The organism is Thioalkalivibrio sp. AKL9 (assembly GCF_000377825.1).
GTDB lineage: Bacteria > Pseudomonadota > Gammaproteobacteria > Ectothiorhodospirales > Ectothiorhodospiraceae > Thioalkalivibrio > Thioalkalivibrio versutus.
The window spans coordinates 96190-117766 of the sequence record NZ_KB905104.1; the positions used below are offsets into that span (position 1 = coordinate 96190).

The 21577-nt window shown below is 64.8% G+C and carries 22 protein-coding genes and 1 tRNA gene; 6 read left to right on the top strand and 17 right to left on the bottom strand.

Going from position 1 to position 21577, the window contains the following annotated elements; translation table 11 throughout:
- Positions 1 to 42: 42 nt before the first annotated feature.
- Complete coding sequence (uvrB, locus tag D573_RS0102615) at positions 43 to 2073, bottom strand: excinuclease ABC subunit UvrB (RefSeq protein WP_018937589.1); 2031 nt, start codon at positions 2071 to 2073, stop codon at positions 43 to 45.
- A gap of 84 nt (positions 2074 to 2157) precedes the next feature.
- On the opposite strand from uvrB, the gene D573_RS0102620 reads away from it, so the two are divergent.
- Positions 2158 to 3348 (top strand): pyridoxal phosphate-dependent aminotransferase, encoded by a 1191-nt coding sequence (locus D573_RS0102620; protein WP_018937590.1) that lies wholly within the window; start codon positions 2158 to 2160, stop codon positions 3346 to 3348.
- Between the two features lie 83 nt (positions 3349 to 3431).
- Positions 3432 to 3507 (top strand) — tRNA-Asn (locus D573_RS0102625).
- Between the two features lie 65 nt (positions 3508 to 3572).
- Here D573_RS0102625 and D573_RS0102630 read toward each other — a convergent pair.
- On the bottom strand, positions 3573 to 4454 hold the full coding sequence (locus D573_RS0102630; RefSeq protein ID WP_369772841.1) for a c-type cytochrome: 882 nt from the start codon (positions 4452 to 4454) through the stop codon (positions 3573 to 3575).
- 39 nt (positions 4455 to 4493) lie between these two features.
- A complete protein-coding gene (locus tag D573_RS0102635; protein ID WP_018937592.1) occupies positions 4494 to 4961 on the bottom strand; it encodes a cytochrome c in 468 nt (155 codons plus the stop codon).
- A 210-nt stretch (positions 4962 to 5171) separates the two neighbouring features.
- Here D573_RS0102635 and D573_RS0102640 point away from each other — a divergent pair, with 210 nt between their 5' ends.
- Positions 5172 to 5843, top strand: a complete 672-nt coding sequence (locus D573_RS0102640) for an L-fuculose-phosphate aldolase (protein ID WP_018937593.1) — start codon at positions 5172 to 5174, stop codon at positions 5841 to 5843.
- A gap of 22 nt (positions 5844 to 5865) precedes the next feature.
- Here the strand turns inward: D573_RS0102640 and D573_RS0102645 are convergent, their stop codons facing one another.
- On the bottom strand, positions 5866 to 6420 hold the full coding sequence (locus tag D573_RS0102645) for an NUDIX domain-containing protein (protein WP_018937594.1): 555 nt from the start codon (positions 6418 to 6420) through the stop codon (positions 5866 to 5868).
- Between the two features lie 142 nt (positions 6421 to 6562).
- Here D573_RS0102645 and hspQ point away from each other — a divergent pair, with 142 nt between their 5' ends.
- The 3 genes from hspQ to D573_RS0102660 are packed head-to-tail and all read left to right on the top strand — an operon-like array spanning position 6563 to position 9299.
- Positions 6563 to 6883, top strand: a complete 321-nt coding sequence (hspQ, locus tag D573_RS0102650; protein WP_018169763.1) for a heat shock protein HspQ — start codon at positions 6563 to 6565, stop codon at positions 6881 to 6883.
- Positions 6884 to 6904: 21 nt separating this feature from the next.
- Positions 6905 to 8590 carry a dihydroxy-acid dehydratase gene (gene ilvD, locus D573_RS0102655; RefSeq protein WP_018937595.1) on the top strand — a complete coding sequence of 562 codons (1686 nt, stop codon included), beginning with the start codon at positions 6905 to 6907 and terminating at the stop codon, positions 8588 to 8590.
- A gap of 22 nt (positions 8591 to 8612) precedes the next feature.
- Positions 8613 to 9299 carry a rhomboid family intramembrane serine protease gene (locus D573_RS0102660; RefSeq protein ID WP_018145698.1) on the top strand — a complete coding sequence of 229 codons (687 nt, stop codon included), beginning with the start codon at positions 8613 to 8615 and terminating at the stop codon, positions 9297 to 9299.
- 27 nt (positions 9300 to 9326) lie between these two features.
- Here D573_RS0102660 and galU read toward each other — a convergent pair whose 3' ends face one another.
- The 13 genes from galU to D573_RS0102725 form a co-directional block, all read right to left on the bottom strand.
- Positions 9327 to 10205 carry a UTP--glucose-1-phosphate uridylyltransferase GalU gene (galU, locus tag D573_RS0102665; RefSeq protein ID WP_018145699.1) on the bottom strand — a complete coding sequence of 293 codons (879 nt, stop codon included), beginning with the start codon at positions 10203 to 10205 and terminating at the stop codon, positions 9327 to 9329.
- Positions 10206 to 10318: 113 nt separating this feature from the next.
- Positions 10319 to 10600 (bottom strand): ComEA family DNA-binding protein, encoded by a 282-nt coding sequence (locus D573_RS0102670; protein ID WP_018937596.1) that lies wholly within the window; start codon positions 10598 to 10600, stop codon positions 10319 to 10321.
- A gap of 99 nt (positions 10601 to 10699) precedes the next feature.
- The gene (pyrF, locus tag D573_RS0102675; protein ID WP_018937597.1) at positions 10700 to 11419 is read right to left on the bottom strand and encodes an orotidine-5'-phosphate decarboxylase; all 720 of its coding nucleotides are present in this window, start codon (positions 11417 to 11419) and stop codon (positions 10700 to 10702) included.
- The gene (locus D573_RS0102680; RefSeq protein ID WP_018937598.1) at positions 11416 to 12648 is read right to left on the bottom strand and encodes a tetratricopeptide repeat protein; all 1233 of its coding nucleotides are present in this window, start codon (positions 12646 to 12648) and stop codon (positions 11416 to 11418) included. The genes pyrF and D573_RS0102680 overlap by 4 nt, the downstream gene beginning before the upstream one ends.
- Before the next feature lie 69 nt (positions 12649 to 12717).
- Positions 12718 to 13035, bottom strand: a complete 318-nt coding sequence (locus D573_RS0102685) for a lipopolysaccharide assembly protein LapA domain-containing protein (protein WP_018145703.1) — start codon at positions 13033 to 13035, stop codon at positions 12718 to 12720.
- Between the two features lie 9 nt (positions 13036 to 13044).
- Positions 13045 to 13341: an integration host factor subunit beta gene (locus D573_RS0102690; protein ID WP_018937599.1), complete on the bottom strand. Its 297-nt coding sequence runs from the start codon at positions 13339 to 13341 to the stop codon at positions 13045 to 13047.
- A 93-nt stretch (positions 13342 to 13434) separates the two neighbouring features.
- Positions 13435 to 15105 (bottom strand): 30S ribosomal protein S1, encoded by a 1671-nt coding sequence (rpsA, locus tag D573_RS0102695; RefSeq protein WP_018650149.1) that lies wholly within the window; start codon positions 15103 to 15105, stop codon positions 13435 to 13437.
- A gap of 85 nt (positions 15106 to 15190) precedes the next feature.
- Positions 15191 to 15898 carry a (d)CMP kinase gene (gene cmk, locus D573_RS0102700; RefSeq protein WP_018937600.1) on the bottom strand — a complete coding sequence of 236 codons (708 nt, stop codon included), beginning with the start codon at positions 15896 to 15898 and terminating at the stop codon, positions 15191 to 15193.
- Complete coding sequence (gene aroA / locus D573_RS0102705) at positions 15895 to 17199, bottom strand: 3-phosphoshikimate 1-carboxyvinyltransferase (protein ID WP_018937601.1); 1305 nt, start codon at positions 17197 to 17199, stop codon at positions 15895 to 15897. Before aroA ends, cmk begins: the two co-directional genes overlap by 4 nt.
- A 6-nt stretch (positions 17200 to 17205) precedes the next feature.
- The gene (locus tag D573_RS0102710) at positions 17206 to 18087 is read right to left on the bottom strand and encodes a prephenate dehydrogenase/arogenate dehydrogenase family protein (protein ID WP_018937602.1); all 882 of its coding nucleotides are present in this window, start codon (positions 18085 to 18087) and stop codon (positions 17206 to 17208) included.
- Positions 18084 to 19241 (bottom strand): histidinol-phosphate transaminase, encoded by a 1158-nt coding sequence (hisC, locus tag D573_RS0102715; protein WP_018937603.1) that lies wholly within the window; start codon positions 19239 to 19241, stop codon positions 18084 to 18086. Before hisC ends, D573_RS0102710 begins: the two co-directional genes overlap by 4 nt.
- Before the next feature lie 17 nt (positions 19242 to 19258).
- Positions 19259 to 20374 carry a prephenate dehydratase gene (gene pheA, locus D573_RS0102720; RefSeq protein ID WP_018176813.1) on the bottom strand — a complete coding sequence of 372 codons (1116 nt, stop codon included), beginning with the start codon at positions 20372 to 20374 and terminating at the stop codon, positions 19259 to 19261.
- 3 nt (positions 20375 to 20377) lie between these two features.
- Entirely contained in the window at positions 20378 to 21541 is a 1164-nt protein-coding gene (locus tag D573_RS0102725) for a 3-phosphoglycerate dehydrogenase family protein (RefSeq protein ID WP_018937604.1), read from the bottom strand.
- Between the last annotated feature and the right edge of the window lie 36 nt (positions 21542 to 21577).

Consider the following 21577-nt stretch of genomic DNA (forward strand, 5'->3'; position numbering starts at 1 on the left):
CACTCAGGGGCTCGATTCGGCGCTCCCGCGGGAGCCATCTTTTCAGGATAGCGAGGCTTCGGGGAGAAAGGCGAGTGCCTTGAGCTTTTCGATGCGATTGCGAATCCGGGCGGCCTCCTCGAACTCGAGGTCGCGGGCCTTGGCAAACATCTCCTTTTCCAGGCGTTCGATCTCCTTGGCCGCGTTGTCCGGCGCGCCCACGTAATCGGCGCCCTCCTCCGCCACCTTCCGGCCCCGTCGGCCGCCGGCGCCAGGCATCGCGTTGCGCGCCTCTAGGATGTCCGCAACGTTCTTGCGGATGCCGATGGGCGTGATCCCGTGGGCCTCATTGTGCTCGATCTGCTTGGCCCGGCGGCGCTCGGTCTCGTCGATCGCGCGCCGCATGGATCCGGTCACCTTGTCGGCGTACAGGATCGCCTTGCCGTTGACGTTGCGTGCGGCGCGGCCGATGGTCTGGATCAGCGAACGGTCGGAGCGCAGGAAGCCCTCCTTGTCGGCATCCAGGATCGCCACCAGCGAGACCTCCGGCATGTCGAGGCCTTCGCGCAGCAGGTTGATCCCCACCAGCACATCGAACTCGCCCAGGCGCAGGTCGCGGATGATCTCCATGCGCTCGACGGTATCGATATCCGAGTGCAGGTAGCGCACGCGTACCCCGTGCTCGGACAGATAATCCGTCAGATCCTCGGCCATGCGTTTGGTCAGCGTGGTGATCAGGACGCGCTCGTTGCATTCGACCCGATCGCGAATCTCGGAGAGTGCGTCGTCCACCTGGGTACCGGCCGGGCGGATCTCCAGGATCGGGTCCAGCAACCCGGTCGGGCGCACCACCTGGTCCACGATCGCGTCGGCATGCTCACGCTCATAGGGCCCCGGGGTAGCGGAGACGTAGATCGTCTGCGGCTGCAAGGCCTCGAATTCCTCGAAACGCAGCGGCCGGTTGTCCAGCGCCGATGGCAGGCGAAAGCCGTATTCGACCAGCGTCTCCTTGCGCGAACGGTCGCCCTTGTACATCCCGCCCACCTGCGGGACCGACACGTGCGACTCGTCGATCACCAACAGCGCATCCTTGGGCAGGTAGTCGAAAAAGGTCGGTGGCGGCTCGCCCGGGGCGCGGCCGGAGAGGTAGCGCGAGTAGTTCTCGATGCCGTTGCAGTAGCCGATCTCGAGGATCATCTCCAGATCGAACAGCGTGCGTTGCTCCAGCCGCTGTGCTTCGACCAGCCGGTCTTCCTTGCGCAGAAAGTCCAGGCGCTCCTTCAATTCGTCGCGGATGTGGTCCACCGCCCCCAACAGGGTTTCGCGCGGCGTCACGTAGTGGGTCTTCGGGTAGATCGTCAGGCGCGGGACGGTGCGCAGCTGTTCGCCGGTCAGGGGATCGAAATACGACAGGCGTTCCACCTCGTCGTCGAACAGCTCGATGCGCACCGCCTCGATGTCCGACTCCGCCGGGTGGATGTCGATGACTTCGCCGCGGACGCGGTAGGTCGCACGGCGCAACTCCGCATCATTGCGGGTGTACTGCAACTCCGCCAGGCGCCGCAGCAAGTCGCGCTGGTCAATACGCTCGCCGCGCTCCAGATTCAGCACCATGGAGAGATACTTGCGCGGATCACCCAGGCCGTAAATCGCGGAGACCGAGGCCACGATGATCGCATCGCGGCGCTCCAGCAACGCACGCGTGGCCGACAGGCGCATCTGCTCGATGTGGTCGTTGATCGACGCGTCCTTCTCGATATAGGTATCCGAGGACGGGACGTAGGCCTCCGGCTGGTAGTAATCGTAGTAGGAAACGAAATACTCCACCGTGTTGTTCGGGAAAAACTCCTTGAATTCCCCGTACAATTGGGCGGCCAGGGTCTTGTTTGGCGCCAGGATAATGGTGGGGCGCTGGATATTCTCGATCACATTGGCGATGGTGAACGTCTTGCCCGACCCGGTGACCCCGAGCAGGACCTGATGTGCCAGGCCCGCCTCGAGGCCTTCGGTCAATGCCGCGATCGCCGCGGGCTGGTCGCCAGCCGGCTGGTATTCGGACACCACCTGGAATTGTTCGCCTTCGCCTGGCTGCACCTTATCCTCCGCGCCTGATTTCAGTATCATTTCGCACCCGACCGCCCGCGCGGCCCTTCGCCCCGATCACACAGAGGCCCCACCTTGGAAATCGAGCTCTCCGACCGCGTCCAGCGCATCCAGCCCTCCCCCACTCTCGCCGTCAGCGCCCTGGCCGCCCAGTTGCGAGCCGAGGGACGGGACATTGTCGGGTTGGGGGCGGGAGAACCGGATTTCGATACCCCCGAGCATATCAAGCAGGCCGCGGTCGACGCGCTTGCCCGCGGAGAAACCAAGTACACTCCGGTGGACGGAACGGTCAGTCTCAAGGCCGCCATCATTCGGAAGTTCGATCGCGACAACGGCCTGACGTTCACCCCCGACCAGATCCTGGTCTCCTCCGGCGGCAAGCAGAGCATCTTCAACCTCTGCCAGGCCCTGCTGAACCCGGGCGACGAAGTGGTGATCCCCGCCCCCTACTGGGTCTCCTACCCGGATATCGCCTTGCTCGCCGGTGCCCGGCCGGTGGTCGTCAGCGCCGAGCAGGAAGCCGGCTTCCGCATCACCGGCGCACAGCTGGAAGCGGCGATCACCCCGAACACCCGCCTGGTGTTCCTGAACAGCCCTTCCAACCCCACGGGTGCCGCCTATTCGGCCGAGCAACTGACGGAACTGGCCGAGGTCCTGCGGCGTCATCCGCGCGTCGTCATTGCCACCGACGACATGTACGAGCACATCCTGTTCGGCTCCACGCCGTTCGTGAACATCGTCAACGTGGCCCCGGACCTGCTGGACCGTACCGTCGTCCTGAACGGCGTTTCCAAGGCGTACGCGATGACCGGCTGGCGTATCGGCTACGCCGGTGGACCGAAGAACCTGATCGCGGCGATGAAGAAGATCCAGTCGCAAAGCACCTCCAACCCGACTTCCATTGCCCAGGCCGGCGCCGAGGCCGCACTCGATGGTGACCAGGCCTGCGTGGTCGCCATGTGCTCCGCCTTTGCCGAGCGGGCACGTCGTGTGGTCGACGGCCTCAATGCCATCGACGGCATCGAGTGCCTGATGCCAGACGGTACGTTCTACTGCTTCCCGCGCGTCACCGGATTGATGCAGGCCGCAGACATCGATACCGATGTGGCCCTGACCAAACAGCTGCTGGACGAGGTGGGGGTGGCCCTGGTGCCGGGCAGCGCCTTCGGGGCCCCTGGTCATGTCCGCGTCTCGTTTGCCACCAGCGTCGATCAGCTCGACAAGGCCCTGGAACGGCTGCGCCAGTTCGTGGCCAACCACAGCTGAGGCCGCGAACGGCGGTAAAACGCGAAGGGCGGCCAGATTTTCCTTGACGCCCCCGCCCCGCCCCATTAGGATTTGCGCCCAATTCCCCGGTAGCTCAGTCGGTAGAGCGGGTGACTGTTAATCACTAGGTCGGCGGTTCGAGCCCGTCCCGGGGAGCCAGATAAAGAAGAAGGGCCAGGTCATTGCGACCTGGCCCTTTTTCGTGGTGCGTACTGCCGTGCCGATTACTCGGGATCGTGTTCGATGGGCTCCAGAGAACCGGTATAAATCGCGATGGCGCGGCGATCGGCATCGGTCAGATGGGCAGTGCCGTGATCGATCACGTCGGCCATGCCGCCGCCGGCAAAATCACCGTCGCGGGTCAGGCCCATCTCCAGATAGCGTGCAATATGCCGCTCCCCCCAGCGTCCGATGCCGGTTTCGCGATCCGGGGTGATATTGGAGGCAACGTCCCCGTCGGGCAGTCGGGCGCCGGCCCCAATACGCTTGAGGTCCAGACCGCCGGTCCGCGTGCGCGGAGTATGGCACTCCATGCAATGCCCAAGGGCGTTGGCGAGGTAGGCCCCACGGTTCCATTCGTCCGACTGGTCGGGGTCGGCCTCGAAGGTGCCCGGTTCGAAATGCAGCCACTTCCAGCCCATCAGGGATGACCGGAACCGGGCATACCAGACCAGGTCATGCGGGGTGTTTTCTCGAGCGACGGGCTCCACCTCGGATTGCAGAAAGGCCCACAGGGCTTCCACGTCTCGCGGCTGCATCTTGGTGTACGACGTATACGGAAAGGCCGGATAGTAGTGGCGTCCGTCCGGGCTGCGGCCTTCGAGCAGGGCGCGCTTGAAGTCCTCTTCCGACCAGTCCCCGATGCCGTGTTCCGCATCCGGGGTGATGTTGGGACCATAGAACGCACCAAACGGGCTCTCGATCGCACGCCCGCCGGCCAGGAATTCCCCGTCTTCGGCCGTGTGGCAGGTCACGCAGCCACCGGCTCGCAAGACGTACTCACCGTAGGCGATCTGCTCGTCGGTACCCGCGGACGGGTCGTGCTCGCCAATCTGCACCCCTGCCTGCACCGTGGCCGCCGATCCAACCAGAAAAAGGGCTGACAGACAGGCTGCCAGCCCCTTGTTACCTGCTAGCACTGCGGGTTACTCGCGGCGGAAGTCGTCGTGGCAAGCCTGGCAGGACTGCCCGAGGTTGCGAAAACGAATGGCGTATTCGCCTTCGTCACCGGCTTCCACGGCTGCGTGCAGGGCTTCGGCGGCCTCCAGCGTGTCATTGGACAGCTCCTCGAAGCGTTCCCAGTCATCCCAGATTTCTTCCTTGGCATCGGTATCCGGGAAATCGCTCCCCTCCGGAAAGAGGCCCGGGATGTCCTGGCTCAGCGCTACCAGCTGGCTGGTATGCATCTCGAGGTTGTCGCCGAACTCGGCTCCGTCCACCACCACGGCGGCAATGGCGCCCACGTTGCCACCAATGGCGCGCATCACACCCTGGCGGTAGTCGATCGTGGCCTCGTGCTCATCGAATGCGTGAACAGTACTTCCGGCACCCAACCCAAGGGTCAGTGCGGCGGCCACGGAGGTGGCGGTAATCAGGCGTGCGACGTTCTTCATGGTGCTTCCTCCCTGTAACAATCAAGATTTCGCGGATATCTGGCGAACCGGATATGCGAAGCCACTATAAACGGCGGGCCCGCCCCATTTCCATGAGCGAAATGGATTACCCATCACGATTGCGGGCTTTCCCGATTGACCACAACCCGTGCGCGGGGGTTCCCGGACGAACCCGGTACAATCGCATTACGCCCAAGCGCTTCCGAGAAGATGACCCTGAACTCCCCCAACACGACCGACGAGACCGCCCTTCGCCAAGCCATCATCAACACCGGCCTGGAGACCAATCGTCGGGGGCTCAACCAGGGCACCTCGGGCAACATCAGCGCGCGCTTCGGCGACGGCATGCTAATTACGCCTTCTGGCATCCCGTACGAGGCGTTACAGCCGGACGACCTGGTGTATGTCGATGCAGATGGACAATGGGCGCCTGGCCGCAAGCCCTCGAGCGAATGGCACTTCCACCGCGCCATCCTGCAGGCGCGACCAGAGCTGGGAGCGGTCGTCCATGTCCATTCCGTCCATGCCAGTGTCGTGGCAATCCAGGGACGCGACATCCCCGCGCTGCACTACATGATCGCCGCCGCCGGCGGGAACTCCATCCGCTGCGCCCCGTACGCCACGTTTGGAACGGAGACCCTCTCGCGGCGCGCGGTGGCGGCCCTGCGGGACCGCACGGCCTGCCTGCTCGCGAATCACGGGATGATTGCCACCGGGAAGGACCTGGAGCGCGCCCTGTGGCTGACCGAGGAGGTTGAACTCCTGGCACGGCAATATGTGCTGAGCCTGCAGATCGGAGGGCCGCAATTGCTGGATGACGCGGAGATGGATCGCGTCCTGGAAAAGTTTCGCCACTACGGGCCGCAGCGCGACAGGAAATAGACACGCGTGGAGCGCGCCACCCTCAAAGACCGGGGGTGACACCTTCTCCATCGGCCAGCGGGGCCGAGCGCGGGGCGAAATCGACCCGGTCTCGGGTTTCCAGATAGTGCTGCAGGGCCCAGGTCACCGACGGGAAGGCGCGCTCCTCCGGCAGTTCATCGAATCGGAACAGGCCGACCTCTTCCGATTCGGGGCCCGGGGCAATCGCATCGCTCAGCAAGCGCGCCCGATAGATCATCTGCACATGCCCGATGTGCGGGACGCTATAGACGCCCAGCAACTGTTCGATTTCCAGATCGGCCCGCGCCTCCTCCCAGGCCTCGCGGCGGGCCCCCTCGGCCGGGCTTTCCCCCTTTTCCATGAACCCCGCCGGCAGGGTCCAGAAACCACGACGCGGCTGAATGGCCCTTCGACAAAGCAATACGCGGTCTTCCCAGATGGCCACGCTGCCGACGATGATTCGCGGGTTTTCGTAGTCAACGAAGCCACAATGGTCGCAGACACGCCGTTCGCGATCATCGCCTTCGGGGATATGGTGATGGAAGCTGGCATCCAGCCTGTTTTGATTGCGACTCATGGCGGTACCGTTAGGGGCGTTATAGCTTTAAATACAAAGTCGTACAGTGCCATGCGGTGCACCCGAGAGCCGAGCTCGAAGACGCGCCGGTGGCCGCGGTCCACAATAGAGACTTGCGCACCGAGGCAGGACAGAGGCGAACATGACCACACGCACGCGCTTTACCGTTGGTGAGCTCATTCACCATACCAAGTTCGATTACCGGGGTGTGATCGTCGATGTGGATCCGGTGTACGCCGGTTCGGACGAATGGTACGAAACCGTGGCCAAGAGCCGCCCACCCAAGGACCAGCCGTGGTATCACGTGCTGGTGGACGGCTATTCGCACAGCACCTACGTGGCCGAACGCCACCTGGAGCCGGATACTCGCGGCGAACAGATCGAACACCCCGCCCTCGGGCAGTTCTTCGATCGTTTCATGAACGGCCGCTACTCGCGCCACGGCGAGCCCGGCGCCCACTAACCCACAACCGCAGGGAAGACCATGGCACAGGACAACCGCCGCAGCCGCGTCGTCACCGAAGGCCCCCGCCGCACGCCCAACCGCGCCATGCTGCGCGCAGTCGGCTTCGGCGACGACGACTTTCAGCGCCCGATCGTGGGCATTGCCAACGCGCACAGCACGATCACGCCCTGCAACATGGGCATTGGTGCCCTCGCCGCCCGCGCCGAACAGGCGGTGCGCCAGGCCGGGGGCATGCCGCAGACCTTCGGTACCATCACCATCTCCGACGGCATCTCCATGGGGACGCCGGGGATGAAGTACTCGCTGGTCTCGCGCGAGGTCATCGCCGACGCCATCGAGACCGTAGTCAACGGCCAGAGCCTGGACGGCATTCTCGCCACCGGCGGCTGCGACAAGAACATGCCCGGGGCGATGATTGCCCTGGCCCGTCTCAACGTGCCGGGCATCTTCGTCTACGGCGGAACCATCAAGCCCGGGCACTACAAGGGTCAGGACCTGACTATCGTCAGCGCCTTCGAGGCCGTGGGCCAGCATGGTGCCGGCAATCTGTCCGACGAGGACCTTCAGGGCGTAGAACGCAACGCCTGCCCCGGCGCCGGCTCCTGCGGCGGCATGTTCACCGCCAATACCATGTCGAGTGCCTTCGAGGCCATGGGCATGAGCCTCCCCGGTTCGTCCACCCAGGCCGCCGAGGACCCGGAAAAGGGCGATTCGGCCGCCCGGTCGGCCGAGGTCCTGGTAGGGGCCATCCACGCGAACCGGCGCCCGCGCGACATCCTGACCCGCGAGGCCTTCGAGAACGCCCTCGCAGTGGTGATGGCCATCGGGGGCTCCACCAACGCAGTACTCCACCTGCTGGCGATTGCGCATGCCGCCGAGGTCCCCCTGGACATCGACGATGTCGAGCGCATCCGCCGCAAGGTCCCCGTGCTGTGCGACCTGAAGCCCTCCGGGCGCTACGTGACCACCCAGTTCCATGCGGTGGGCGGCACGCCCCAGGTGATGAAGATGCTCCTGAATGCCGGGCTGATGCACGGTGAGTGCCTGACGATTACCGGGGCCACCCTGGCCGAGACCCTGGCGGAGATCCCCGATGCGCCCTCCCCGGATCAGGAAATCATCCGCCCGCTGGAGCGGCCCCTGTACCCGCACGGGCACCTGGCCATCCTCAAGGGCAATCTCGCGACCGAGGGCGCGGTGGCCAAGATCACCGGACTCAAGCGGACCGCCATCGCCGGCCCCGCGCGCTGCTTCGACTCCGAGGAGGCCTGCCTGGATGCCATCCTCGACGGCCAGATCCAGGCCGGCGATATCCTCGTCATCCGCTACGAGGGGCCACGTGGGGGTCCCGGCATGCGCGAGATGCTCGCGCCGACCGCCGCGATCATCGGTGCGGGCCTGGGCGATTCCGTTGGTCTGATCACCGACGGGCGCTTCTCCGGCGGGACGTACGGAATGGTGGTTGGACATGTTGCCCCCGAGGCCGCGACCGGCGGCACGATTGCGCTGGTCCGGGACGGGGATACGATCGAGATCGATGCCGGAGAAAACCGGCTCACGCTGCAGGTCGACGAAGCCGAGCTGGAACACCGCCGCGCGGCCTGGGAGCCGCCGGTGCCCCGCTTTGACCGCGGGGTCCTGGCGAAATACTCGCGTATCGTGGGCTCGGCCAGTCGCGGTGCCGTAACCGACGATTTCACCTGACGGCGGGGAGCAAAAGAGTCCGATGACACACCCGGACCCCCGCCACCCCGACTTCAGCATGATGCCGCCGGTGATCGGCTTCCTGCTGATCGCCAACGTGGGCCTGTTCCTCACCATGCCGTGGCTGGGTGACTGGTTGATCACCCATTTCGGGCTCTGGCCCATCGGCACGCCGGCCACCGTCCATCAGGACGGCAGCTGGATGCGGGTGCCCGACTTCCAGCTCTGGCAGCTGGTCAGTTACGGCTTTCTGCACGGCGGTCCAGTCCATTTGTTCGTGAACCTGTTCGCCGTATGGATGCTGGGCGTGCAGATCGAGAACGCGTGGGGTTCACGCACCTTCGGCACCTACTTTCTGGTGTGCGTGATCGGTGCCGGGCTGGTGCAGTTGGTCATCACTGCCCACGGCAACGGTGACATGATCTACCCGACCATCGGGGCCTCGGGCGGGGTATTCGGGGTTCTGCTCGCGTTCGGGATGATGTTCCCCAACCAGCGCCTGTTCCTGATCTTCCTGCCCATCCCGATCAAGGCCAAGTATTTCGTGATCGGCTACGGCGCGCTGGAGCTGTACCTGGGGATTTCCGGCACGCTCGCCGGCATCGCGCATTTCGCTCATCTGGGCGGGATGGCCTTCGGCTTCCTGCTCATCCAGTATTGGCGCGGGCGCCTGCCGATCCGGCCGCGTCAGCGCCGTTTCTGGTGGTGACAGGACCCGCCGAGGCTCGGCGTCTCCCTAGCGGTTGCGGAGATACTCGGCGAAGTCGTCTTTCAGCTCCGGGTGGTTCAGGGCGAGTTCCACGGTCGCCTCCAGATAGCCCAGCTTGGAACCGCAATCGAAGCGGCGCCCCTCGAAGTTGAAGGCCGTTACCCGCTCCAGCTCCAGCAACCGCGCGATGGCATCGGTCAGCTGGATCTCGCCGCCGGCCCCTGGCTTTTGCGTGGCCAGCATCTCGAAGACTCTCGGGGTCAGGATGTAACGCCCCACCACCGCCACGTTCGACGGGGCCTGGTCCGGATCGGGCTTCTCGACGATCCCCTTCACATCCCAGCTGCGCGGGCCGGTCTTCACTGGATCGATGATCCCGTACTGATGTGTGCGGTCACCCGGCACTTCTTCCACCCCGAGCACGCTGCACCCGTGCTCGGCGTATTGCTCCACCATCTGCCGCGTCGCCCCACCATTACTTGACTCGATCAGGTCGTCCGCCAGGATCACGGCAAAGGGTTCGTTACGCACAATCGGATGGGCGCAGGCCACCGCGTGACCGAGACCCAGCGCATCGGACTGGCGCACATAGACACAGGTCACGTTCGGCGGAACGATATTGCGCACCTGCTCCAGGAGCTCTGTCTTGCCGCGCTCCTCCAGCTCATGTTCCAGCTCGTAAGCCTTGTCGAAGTGGTCCGGAATGGAGCGCTTGTTGCGCCCGGTCACGAACACCAGGGTCTCGATCCCCGCTTCCACCGCCTCCTCCGCTGCGTACTGGATCAGCGGCTTGTCCACGATCGGCAGCATCTCCTTCGGATTCGCCTTGGTGGCCGGCAGAAAGCGCGTACCCATGCCGGCAACCGGGAACACGGCGGTACGGATCGGTGGGTGATTCTGGCTCATTCCATCTCCTGGGCGCTCAATAACGAACCCCTGGCCCACGCGTCCTCACGGACCCATTGACCAGGGGCTGGAACCGGGTGGCAGCACGCGCTGCCACCCACTACGCTACAACGTTACTCGACGACGATGCGGTCGAGATTCATCTCCACGGTGCGTTCACCAATTCCGGAGACCTCGGTCAGTGCCTGCACCGAAGCGAACTCACCGTGTGCCTCGCGGTGCTCCACGATCGCCTGGGCCTTCACCGGACCGACGTTGTCCAGCGCGGCCAGCTCTTCGGCGGATGCGCCATTCACGTTGAGCGGCTGGCCTCCCGAGGCCGTAACCATCACCAGCGGCAGGACGCAGAGGCCCGCCAGGGCCCAGCACTTCGCACATTGAAAAAGCTTCCTCATGAAAACGCTCCTTATCTTCATTGAACGATCGGTGCATCCATGCACCAACGGCATCCTAGCGGGATTGATGCCCTGCGAAAACCCCTCCAATCCAAGCCGTCATTCGCTCTTCAGCAATCGTGTGATGAAGGCCTCCATGGCCATGCTCGGGTCCGCGGCACGCGTGATCGGCCGGCCGACCACGATGGCGCTGGCCCCGGCCGAGATCGCCCGTTCGGGGGTCATCACCCGCTTCTGATCGTCCCCGCCCGCGTCCTCCAGCCGAATTCCGGGCGTTACCAGCAACGGTTCCTCGCCGAGCAGGCGGCGCAGCATGGCGGCCTCCTGCGCCGAACAGACCAGCCCTTCCAGGCCCGCCTTGCGCACCGCCAGTTCGCCCAGAAGACGCACCTGCTCGGCCGGTTCCCGATTCACGCCGATCTCACGCAAGGTACCGGCGTCACTGGAGGTCAGCACCGTCACGGCCAGAAGCGCCGTCGTGTCATTCGTCTCGCGCACCGCCGCGTGCGCGGCGCGCATCATCTCTTCACCGCCACTGGCATGCACGTTAATCAACCAGACACCGGTCCGCGCCGCGGCCCGACAAGCCGCCGCCACCGTATTCGGGATGTCGTGGAACTTCAGATCCAGAAAGACCCGAAAACCCAGGCCGTGCAGACGGTGCAACAGGTCGGGCCCGGCGACCACGAACAGCTCAAACCCGACCTTCAGCGCGCACTGGGCGGGATCGAGCTTTCGGGCGAACGCCAGTGCGGCTTCGGCTTCGGAAAAATCGAGCGCCACAATCAGGCGCGTTGCAGGTTCCGGAATCGGATTCATGAACGGGGACTCCCTTCGCGGATTAGCGCCTCCTCGGCGGCCTCCGTCGTCTGATCAATGTCGAAGTCGAGACCGCGCAGCGTATCCCAGCGACGACAGCTTGGGCACTGCCACACATGCGCGCGCCCTTGATAGCCACAGTTCACGCACTGGTACAGATGCTGGCTCCCGAGCTGGTCAGCCAGGGCCTTTTCGAATGCCGCAAACTCGGTGCTGTATTGCTGGACCGCCGGGAGAATCTTCATCCAGCGCACCGCCTCCAGTAATCCCGAGGTCGGCACCGGACGCTGTGCCAGGATCGAACCCAGCTCCATCAGCGCGGCATCCAGCCGGCCCGTACGTCGGTAAAGACGCATCAGGGCAATGCGCGCCATCGTGATCCCACGGTTGCGCGCAAGATCGTCGAGGAGCTCCTCCAGCTGACCCAGACGATTCTCCCCAGGCAGCTCTTGATGCAACCGCTCGATACGCGGTACCAGCAAGGGCGCCAGTTGCGGGGTACGCGCCACCGCATCGCGTCCGAATCCGATCGCCTCGCGGATCTCGCCCCTGCGTGCCGCGATCTCCGACTGGATCAGCAATGCCCGCGAAAGCCCCGGCACCAGGCCCTCGGCCTGTTCCGCGCGCGCCCTGGCGCTTTCCCAGTCACCCTTGTCCAGCGCGATCTGGGCCAGTTCGCAATGATAATGCGCGATCCTCTGATGCTCGTGCGGGACCCCATGTTCCTTCAGCCGGTCGCCCACCTCGATCGCACGTTCCCATTCCCGCTGGGTCTCGTAGACCTGACGCAGGCCTTCCAGTGCGGCGACCGCCTGATGCGGCGAATCCGACAATTCGCGAAACACCGCCTCCGCCCGATCCAATACGCCGGCCAGGAGAAAATCCTCGCCCAGTTCGCACAGGGCCTGCGCCCGCTGCGCCGCAGGCAACGTGGGCCGCGCGACCAGGTTCTGATGGATGCGGATGGCGCGATCGACCTCGCCTCGACGCCGGAACAGCCGGCCCAGGATTACATGGGTCTCGAAGGTTTCGTGATCGACTTCCACCATTTCGATGAAGGCCTGAAGGGCATCATCCGTGCGGTCGTCGAGGAGGTGGCGCACACCTTCCAGGTAGCGATCCAGTGACGGCTCCCGTTCCTCACGGTCTTCCGGCACGCCGTAACGCGCGAGCCACCAGCCACTTGCAGCCGCAATAGGGAGCAGCAACCAGAACCAGTCGTCGATCATGAGCGAGAATGGGTCCCGGATGAGAAGAAAAACGTGTGGGGCGTCAGTGGCCGCATGTGCGCCACGTGACTAGTAGAAATCCCGCATGGGTGCGGTACGCAACTGCTCGACCTCGACCTTGAGGGCATGGTTCTGTTCGCGCAGGTCTGCAATCTTTTGACGCAACCGGCGCAGCCGCAGCCAGAGTACGAGCGAAGCCAAAACGACCCCGAACAGGGCCGCAATCCCGAGGAACACCACGAGCGGCGCCTCGATCTGCACACCGGGTAACGCAAGGGTCACCAGGTCTTCGTTCAGTACAACAAGAATGCCAACAGCGGACGAAATCACGATAAGCGCGGCAAAGGCCACGGCATTGCGAATCTGCTGTCGACGTCGGTCGTCCACGGACGGTCCCTAGTCGTTCCCGTCGATGGAGCCGTTTACCCGTTCGCGCAATTCCTTGCCGGGCTTGAAATGGGGGACATGCTTACCGGGCAAGGCAACGCTTTCACCGGTCTTGGGGTTACGTCCCAGCCTTGGGGGCCGGAAATGGAGGGAAAAACTGCCGAAGCCGCGAATCTCTACCCGCTGCCCATTGGCCAGCGCATGACTCATCCGTTCGAGTAATGCCTTGACCGACATCTCGACATCCCTGGCAGGCAAATGAGGCGATTTCCGGGCGAGGTTCTCGATCAATTCCGATTTGGTCATCAGGCACTCGTCACAGACAGGAAGGAAACCCGGTTTCCCGGAACAAAATGGCCCACGGCACCTTCCGGCACCGTGGGCCGCCGCAGAACGGGCTTAGTCGTTCTTGTCCATCTGCTCCTTGAGCAGATCGCCCAGGGTGGTACCGGTACCGGCATTGCTGCCGTAATCGGACACCATCTCGGCTTCCTCGGCGCGATCCTTGGCCTTGATCGACAGGCTGATGGCGCGGGTCTTCTTGTCCACGCCCATGAATCGGGCTTCGACGGTTTCGCCAACCTTCAGCACAGTGCTGGCATCCTCCACACGATCCTGGGAGATGTCGGCGGCACGCAGGATGCCGTCGATGCCGTCGGCCAGTTCGATCACCGCGGCCTTGGCGTCTACTTCCTTCACGGTACCGGACACGATGCTGCCCTTGCTGTGCTCGGCCACGAAGTTGGCGAACGGATCGCGGTCCAGCTGCTTCAGGCCCAGGGAGATGCGCTCGCGCTCGGGATCCACGGACAGGACCACGGCCTCGACCTCGTCACCCTTCTTGAAGTTGCGGATCGCCTCTTCACCGGCCTCATGCCAGGACAGGTCGGAGAGGTGAATCAGGCCGTCGATGCCGCCTTCCAGCCCAACAAACACACCGAAATCGGTGATCGACTTGATCTGGCCACTGACCTTCTCGCCCCGGTTGTGGTTGGCGGCGAAGTCGTCCCACGGGTTGGACTGGCACTGCTTCATACCCAGCGAGATGCGGCGGCGCTCTTCGTCCAGGTCCAGGATCATCACCTCGACCTCGTCACCGATGGCAACCATCTTGCCCGGGTTGACGTTCTTGTTGGTCCAGTCCATCTCGGACACGTGCACCAGGCCTTCCACGCCGTCTTCGATCTCCACGAAGCAGCCGTAGTCGGTGATGTTGGTGACCTTGCCGAAGATCCGGGTGCCGGTCGGGTAACGGCGGGTGATGTTTTCCCACGGATCCTCGCCCAGCTGCTTCAGGCCCAGCGATACGCGCATGCGTTCACGGTCGAACTTCAGGACCTTGACCTCGACTTCCTGGCCGATCTCGACTACGTCGGACGGGTGCTTGACGCGCTTCCAGGCCATATCGGTGATGTGCAGCAGGCCGTCGATGCCGCCCAGATCCAGGAACGCACCATAGTCGGTCAGGTTCTTGACGATGCCCTTGACCTGCGCGCCTTCCTGCAGGTTCTTCAGCAGCTCTTCGCGCTCGGCGCTGTATTCCTGCTCGACCACGGCACGACGCGACACAACCACGTTGTTGCGACGGCGATCCAGCTTGATAAGCTTGAATTCCAGCTCTTTGCCTTCCAGATACGCGGTATCGCGCACCGGACGGACATCCACGAGTGAACCCGGCAGGAACGCCCGGATATCGCCCAGCTCGACGGTGTAGCCACCCTTGACCTTGCCGGAGATCTTGCCGGTGACGTACTGCTCTTCTTCCATCGCACCTTCGAGACGGTCCCAGGCCTTGGCTCGCTTGGCCTTCTCGCGCGACATGCGCGTCTCGCCGAAACCGTCTTCCGGGGTTTCGAGGGCCACTTCGACGACATCGCCGACCTTGACCTCGAGCTCACCCTCTTCGTTCATGAACTGCTCGGTGGGAATGACCCCCTCGGACTTCAGGCCGGCGTTCACCACGACGACTTCCGGGGTGACCTCAATGACGGTGGCACTGAGGATGGCACCCGGCTGCATCTGGGTGTAGGCCATGCTCTCTTCGAGCAGTTGCGCGAAACTTTCACTCATGGATTTGTGAACCTGTGGTTTAACAAATGCTTGCAGATACTTCCTGCAACCAGTTCTAGACATTTATGATCCCGCTTCCGACGGCTTATTCCGCGGGGCGGGGGCTTTGTTCCGGGAGTACGTCCCGGAGGCGTTCCAGGATCATGTCGACCACGCCGACGATGTCCAGGTCCGTGGTATCCACTTCCCAGGCATCTTCGGCGGGCTTGAGGGGGGCCACGCTGCGTTCGCGATCACGCCGGTCGCGGGCCTCCATCTCGTCCTGAAGGGCGGAGAGATTAGCACTAAGTCCTTGTTCCTTCAACTGCATGTATCGCCGCCTGGCCCGCTCCTCGGCCGAGGCCGTCAAGAAGATCTTCAGGTCCGCTTCGGGGAACACGACCGTGCCCATGTCGCGCCCGTCGGCGACCAGCCCCGGGGCCTTCGCGAAACCGCGCTGACGCTCCAACAGAGCCTCGCGCACCGCCGGAATCGCAGCCACCTGCGAGGCGTCACTGCCCGTCTGCTCCGTGCGCAGCAGTTGGTCCACGGGTGCGCCTTCCAGCAGCGTGGTCACGGCCGTGGCATCCCGATTGACCTCGAAATCCACATCCAGACCCGCGGCCAGCCGGGCCAGTGCCTCCTCGTCGGTCAGTTCCACGCCGTGCTGCCGCGCAGCCAGCCCCAACAGGCGATAAAGGGCTCCGCTATCCAGAAGATGCCAGCCCATCGCCGCCGCCACGCGCATGCAGACCGTGCCCTTCCCTGCACCGCCGGGGCCATCAATAGTCAGTACCGGAATGGCCGTACTCATGCCGCCTCCAGTTGCAGTCCGGCCTCACGCGCCAGCGCCACGAAGCCGGGGAAAGAGGTCCCCACGTTGGCGCAATCGCGGATGCGGATCGGCGCTCGGGCACGCAGCCCGGCCATCGCGAACGACATGGCGATGCGGTGATCGCCATGACTGTCGACCTCGCCCCCAGTGAAACCGTCACCGCCCTGGATGCGAATGCCATCCGGCTGCACTGCGCAGTCCACGCCCAGCGCGGCCAGACCATCGGCCATCACCTGGATACGATCACTTTCCTTGACCCGCAGCTCCTCCGCGCCGGTCAGGACCGTCTCGCCCTCGGCACAGGCCGCGGCGACGAAGATGGCCGGGAATTCATCGATTGCCAGTGGCACCAGGTCCTCGGGGATCTGGATCCCCTTCAGAGTGGCCGCCTCGACCTCGAGATCGGCCACGGGCTCGCCGCCGGCCTCGCGCTCATCGAGGACGCGGATCTCGGCGCCCATCAGACGCAGGATGTCGATCACCCCGGTGCGCGTCGGGTTGATCCCCACATGTTCCAGGCGCATGCGCGAGCCGGTGGCAATCGAGGCACCGACCAGAAAAAACGCCGCCGACGAGATGTCCGCGGGCACATCCACCGGGCTTGCGACCAGGCGACCGCCGCCCTCTACACAGGCACGGGGTCCGTCGCGCTCCACGTGATAACCGAATCCGGCCAGCATCCGCTCGGTGTGATCGCGGGTGGGCGCCGGCTCGGTCACGCAGGTCTTGCCGTCCGCCCAGAGACCTGCCAACAACAGGGCCGACTTCACCTGGGCACTGGCGACTTTCAATACATGGTCCGTACCCCGCAACGGGGCCCCGCCATGTACCCGCAACGGTGGCGTCCCGGTCTCGCTGGTATCGATGTGCGCACCCATGTGCGCGAGTGGGTCGGTGACTCGGCGCATCGGCCGCCCGCTCAGGGAGCGATCACCGATCAGCTCGCTGTCAAACGCCTGGCCGGCCAGTACGCCGCACAGCAGCCGCATCGCCGTCCCCGAGTTGCCCATGTCCAGCGCCGCCGCCGGGGCCTTGAGCCCGTGCACGCCGGCACCCTGAATGCGTACATCGCCTGGACCGGTACGTTCGATCGCCACGCCCATCGCACGAAACGCCTCCAGTGTCGCAATACAATCGGCCCCCTCGAGGAATCCGGTCACACGCGTCTCGCCCTCGGCCAGCGCACCCAGCATGATCGCCCGGTGGGAGATCGACTTGTCGCCCGGCACGCGGGCGCGGCCCGAAAGCTGCCCTCCGGGCTGTACGGTAAAGGTATTCATCGATTTTCAGGTATCCAGTTGTGCGTCCGCGGGGTCGCAAAGGCGATCGCGGGTTTCCTTGGCGTGTTCAAAGCTCTGTTCGATGGTAGCGGCATCGCCGTGCTCGATGGCGCTGCGCAAACCCTCCAGATCGGCCTGGTACTGCCCGATCACCTCGAGGATGGCGGTGCGATTGGCGAGGCAGATATCCCGCCAGACCACCGGATCGCTGGAGGCGATGCGCGTGAAATCGCGAAAGCCCCCGGCGGCGTAATGAAAGATCTCGTCGCGCTCGCTCATGTTCGCAAGCGACGACACCAGCGTGAAGGCCAGCACATGGGGCAAATGACTGGTCGCGGCCAGCACCCGGTCGTGGTGCGCCGGGGTCATGTACTCGACCCGCGCCCCGACGGCCTGCCACATCGCGGCCACTCGGTCGGTCGCCAGCGCATTCGTGGCATCGACCGGCGTCAGGATTACCAGGCGCTCACGGAACAGGGTGGCAAAGGCCGCCCCCACCCCGCTCTTCTCGGTTCCCGCAATCGGATGGCCGGGGACAAACGCACGCGGGACCTTGCCGAAGCCGGCACCCACCGCATCGATTACGGCCTGTTTGCTGCTGCCCACATCGGTCAGCGGGCTGTCTTTGGGCCACGCCGCAGCCAGGTCGCGCGCCAGTGGCTCCATCGCCCCCAACGGGACGGCGAGCACGCCCAGGTCCGCGCCCTCGGCGGCCTCGGCGACATCGGTGGTCCAGCGATCGATCACGCCCAGGCGTTGCGCCTCACGCAGGTTGTCTGCATTGCGCGAACAACCCACGATCTCGCGCACGGCCCCCGCCTCGCGCAGGGCCAGGGCCAGCGAACCACCGATCAGCCCAACGCCGAAGATGACCAGCCGTTCGATCACGCCAGGGCCTTTTTCAGGGCCGCGAGAAAGCGGTCATTGTCGGCACGGGTCGAGACCGTGACGCGCAGATGCCCGGGAAGACCGTAATTCTCTACCGGGCGCGTAATCACGCCGTCGCGCAGCATGTCGTCATATACCGGGCCCGGATCCCGGCCGGTATCGAAGGTCACGAAATTGCCCACCGACGGGATCACACGCAAGCCCAGCTCGCGCAGGGCGGCGCTCACCTGGCGAACCCCCTCTCGATTGATGGCCACCGACTTTTCCACATGCTCGTGGTCGTCCAGCGCGGCCAGGCCGGCCGCCTGGGCAATCGCATTCACATTGAACGGCTGGCGCACTCGATTCAGCAGGTCCGCGATGGCCGGCGAGCTAACCGCATAGCCGAGGCGCAGTCCGGCCAGGCCCTGGATCTTGGAGAAAGTCCGGGTGACGATCAGGTTCGGATAGCGATCCAGCCATTGCGTGGTGTCCGGATACTCGGCCTCCTCGACATATTCGAAATAGGCCTCGTCGATAACAACCACGGTCGTGACCGGCATCGCGGCCACGAAGGCTTCGAGCGCCGCCGCATCCAGCCAGGTGCCGGTCGGGTTGTTCGGGTTGGCCACGAACACGACCCGCACATCGCCATCCACCCGCGCCTGCATCGCGTCAAGATCGTGCCCGAAGGGCTGTTCCGGATGGTCGGCGGGCAGCGCCGCGGCCACTCGGGCCTCGGCATCCACCGCCTGAGTCACCAGCGGATAGACCGCAAACGCGTGGGCAGAAAACACGGCAGCACGCCCCGGCGCCAGCCAGGTCCGTGCAACCAACTCCAGCACCTCGTTGGAGCCATTGCCGAGGGTGATCTGCTCCGGGGTCACGCCATGGCGTTCGGCCAGACGTGCCTTCAGCTCGAAGCCATTGCCGTCGGGATAGACATGCGCATCGGCCAGCGCCGCGCGCCCGGCTTCCACCGCAAGGGGCGAGGGCCCCAACGGATTCTCGTTGGAGGCCAGCTTGACTGCCTGGGTAATGCCCAGTTCGCGTTCCAGCGTGGCCACGGGCTTGCCCGGCTGGTAGGGGCTAAGCCCCTGGACGCCAGCAACCGCCAGAGTCACCGGATCAAACGCCGGGCCGGCCGTAGCGGATACGGAAGGATTGGATGCCATGCGGAAACCTCGGGGATTCAGGTGGCGGCCTGGGGATAGCTCCCCAGCACCTTGACGGTATCGGCGCTTGCGCGCAGCTGCTCCAGACATTCGCGGATCAGCGGATCCTGCTGGTGGCCGACCAGGTCGAGAAAGAATACGTAGTTCCACGGCGTGCAGCGCGACGGGCGCGATTCGATACGGGTCAGGCTGATACCCGACTCCGCAATCGGCTTGAGCAGCGAATACAGCGATCCCGGACGATTGGCGGTCGTCAGCATCACCGAGGTGCGATCCGCGCCACTGGGTTCCGTGGTGCCGGAACCGATAATCAGGAAACGTGTGGTGTTGTCGGCGCGATCTTCCACGTGCGGCGCCCGCACCGGGATCTGGTAATGGTCGGCCGCGGCCTGGCTGGCGAGTGCCGCCACGGTCGGGTCCTGCGCCGCAATCTCGGCTGCGCGGGCGTTGCTGGAGACCGCCTCGCGTTCGGCGTTCGGCAGCTCCGCGTCCAGCCACTGGCGGCATTGCGCCAGCGCCTGGGCGTGGGCCAGCACGCGCCGGACCTGACCGAGATCTTCGGCGTGCGTCAGCAGATGGTGGTGAATCGGAGTCACGACCTCACCGCAGATCTGCAGCGAAGAATCCATGAAGCAGTCGACCGTGTGGGTTACCACCCCCTCGGAGCTGTTCTCGATGGGCACCACGCCGAACTGCGCGCGACCGGTCTCTACGGCGTCGAACACGGCATCGATAGAGGCCAGCGGCTGGGTCTCGACCGCATGGCCGAAATGCTTGCGCGCCGCCAGATGCGTAAAGGTGCCCACCGGTCCCAGATAGGCCACATGGAGCGGATGCTCCAGCGCCAGGCATTCGGACATGATTTCGCGGAACAGCCGGGTAATCGCTTCGCCGGATAGCGGGCCGGGGTTCTGCTCACGCACCCGGCGCAGGATCTCGGCTTCACGCTCCGGACGATAGAACACCGGATTGCTCTCCTGGCTGCGCTTCACCCGGGCCACGGCCTCGGCACAGCGGGCACGCTCGCTCAGCCGCTCAAGCAGCTCGGCATCCAGCGCGTCGATGCGCGCCCGCAGGGCAGCCAGATCTTCCTGGCCGTCGGCGGGCTGCGACGAATGCGGGTCCCCGGCCACGATCTACAGCACCCGCGCCCGCAGCACGCCGTCGATCTCATGCAGTGCATCCAGGGTCGCCTGGTCCGGCTGGCCATCCACATCCAGCAGGGTGTACGCAATGTCGCCGCGGGAGTCGTTCATCAAGTGCAGGATGTTGATGTTCGACTCACCCAGGGTATGCGAGATGCGCCCGACCCGGTCCGGCAGGTTGCGGTTGACGACGGCGATCCGGGTATCCCCCTTGCGATCCAGCACCAGGGTCGGCAGATTCACCGAATTGACCACGTTGCCGTTTTCCAGGTAGTCACGCAGCTGATCCGCGATCATCACGGCGCAATTCTCCTCGGATTCGGTCGTCGAGGCCCCCAGATGCGGCAGGGTGATTACCCGCGGGTGCCCCATCATGCCCTGCACCGGGAAATCGGTGATGTAGGCGTGCAGGCGTTCGGCGTCCAGTCCCTCGCGCACCGCGGCGTCGTCCACGATGCCCTCGCGCGCCAGGTTCAGCACCATCGCCCCGGGATTCATCCCGCTCAGGTTCTTCGCGTTGACCAGGTTCGCGGTGTTCTCGGTCAGTGGCACATGCACGGTGACCGCATCGGCCCCCTCCATCGCGGCTTCCACCGAGCGCGCGCGCTCGATGCCGGAGTCCAGACGCCATGCGTTCTCGACCGTCACCTTGGGGTCGAAGCCCACCACCTCCATGCCGAGCGCCCGCGCGGCATTGGCCACACCCACACCGATCGCACCCAGGCCGAGCACAGCCAGGCGCCGGCCGGGCAGTTCAAAGCCGGTGAACTTCTTCTTGCCTTGCTCCACCGAGGACATGAAGTCCTCCTTGGTGGGGTCCAGCCCCTGCACGTAGCCTGCCGCCGGCAACAGATTGCGCGCGGCCAACAGCAGACCGGCAATCACCAATTCCTTCACGGCGTTGGCATTGGCGCCCGGGGCATTGAACACCGCCACCCCGCGCTCGGACAGCGCCTCCACCGGGATATTGTTCACCCCGCTACCGGCGCGCCCGACAGCCAGGACGGAATCCGGGATATCGACCGAATGCAGGTCGAACGACCGCAGCATCAAGGCGTCTGGCTGGTTGATGTCCGACGCGACCTCGTAGTGGTCGCGCGGGAAGCGGTCCAGCCCACGCACGGCGATGTTGTTGTAGGTCTGAATTCGGTACATCACGACCTCCTGGCCCGGTAGTTACGCCCGGCGACC

Excerpts from the sequence above, each read along its gene's own strand:
- D573_RS0102635 (WP_018937592.1), bottom strand. The coding sequence starts at position 4,961 with ATGAAGAACGTCGCACGCCTGATTACCGCCACCTCCGTGGCCGCCGCA.
- D573_RS0102640 (WP_018937593.1), top strand. The coding sequence starts at position 5,172 with ATGACCCTGAACTCCCCCAACACGACCGACGAGACCGCCCTTCGCCAA.
- D573_RS0102645 (WP_018937594.1), bottom strand. The coding sequence starts at position 6,420 with ATGAGTCGCAATCAAAACAGGCTGGATGCCAGCTTCCATCACCATATC.
- hspQ (WP_018169763.1), top strand. The coding sequence starts at position 6,563 with ATGACCACACGCACGCGCTTTACCGTTGGTGAGCTCATTCACCATACC.
- ilvD (WP_018937595.1), top strand. The coding sequence starts at position 6,905 with ATGGCACAGGACAACCGCCGCAGCCGCGTCGTCACCGAAGGCCCCCGC.
- D573_RS0102660 (WP_018145698.1), top strand. The coding sequence starts at position 8,613 with ATGACACACCCGGACCCCCGCCACCCCGACTTCAGCATGATGCCGCCG.
- galU (WP_018145699.1), bottom strand. The coding sequence starts at position 10,205 with ATGAGCCAGAATCACCCACCGATCCGTACCGCCGTGTTCCCGGTTGCC.
- D573_RS0102670 (WP_018937596.1), bottom strand. The coding sequence starts at position 10,600 with ATGAGGAAGCTTTTTCAATGTGCGAAGTGCTGGGCCCTGGCGGGCCTC.
- pyrF (WP_018937597.1), bottom strand. The coding sequence starts at position 11,419 with ATGAATCCGATTCCGGAACCTGCAACGCGCCTGATTGTGGCGCTCGAT.
- D573_RS0102680 (WP_018937598.1), bottom strand. The coding sequence starts at position 12,648 with ATGATCGACGACTGGTTCTGGTTGCTGCTCCCTATTGCGGCTGCAAGT.
- D573_RS0102690 (WP_018937599.1), bottom strand. The coding sequence starts at position 13,341 with ATGACCAAATCGGAATTGATCGAGAACCTCGCCCGGAAATCGCCTCAT.
- rpsA (WP_018650149.1), bottom strand. The coding sequence starts at position 15,105 with ATGAGTGAAAGTTTCGCGCAACTGCTCGAAGAGAGCATGGCCTACACC.
- cmk (WP_018937600.1), bottom strand. The coding sequence starts at position 15,898 with ATGAGTACGGCCATTCCGGTACTGACTATTGATGGCCCCGGCGGTGCA.
- aroA (WP_018937601.1), bottom strand. The coding sequence starts at position 17,199 with ATGAATACCTTTACCGTACAGCCCGGAGGGCAGCTTTCGGGCCGCGCC.
- hisC (WP_018937603.1), bottom strand. The coding sequence starts at position 19,241 with ATGGCATCCAATCCTTCCGTATCCGCTACGGCCGGCCCGGCGTTTGAT.
- D573_RS0102725 (WP_018937604.1), bottom strand. The coding sequence starts at position 21,541 with ATGTACCGAATTCAGACCTACAACAACATCGCCGTGCGTGGGCTGGAC.